The organism is Paenibacillus sp. 05T425, assembly GCF_056396205.1.
In genome coordinates, this window is sequence record NZ_JBFTLA010000090.1 from 1 (window position 1) to 467 (window position 467).

The 467-nt window shown below is 60.9% G+C and carries 1 protein-coding gene; it reads right to left on the minus strand.

The annotated features are described in order from the left end of the window. On the minus strand, positions 1 to 341 hold a 341-nt coding region (locus AC1DF0_RS32215), incomplete at its 3' end, for a PhoD-like phosphatase N-terminal domain-containing protein (protein WP_477577644.1). Positions 342 to 467: the final 126 nt, after the last annotated feature.

The window sequence follows — 467 nt, forward strand, 5'->3', positions numbered from 1 at the left end:
TCTTCGAACGTCACGCGGTAGAAAATTGCCTGATCGGCAGGCAGGCCGGTGAGTTCGACCCGAGCGGTGAAATCGGTGCCGGCATCGGCCAATGGCGAGACGAATCGACGAGGGTTGCTGAACAGGCTGCGCGTGTCCCATTCCACCACCATCCGCGCCGCACGATCGCTACGGCTCCAGATCATCGCCCGGTCGCCCAACAGGTCGCCGGACTGCACACMATCGGTGAGTTGCGGCCGATCCTTGACCGATGCAATCACCGCCGGCGCCAGGCCGGGCAGCAACAGCCCGGCTCCGACAGCTTGTATGACACGACGGCGGCCGAGGTCGAATTCGCTCATGGTGCTCTCCCTGAAAAAGGAAAACTAAAGCATGGCCGCATGAATCAGGTATGACACAAAAAAGATCGCACCCTCCAGCAGCTCCAGGCTCGATGTACGCCGCCATATCGCGGTCGAACACTGTTC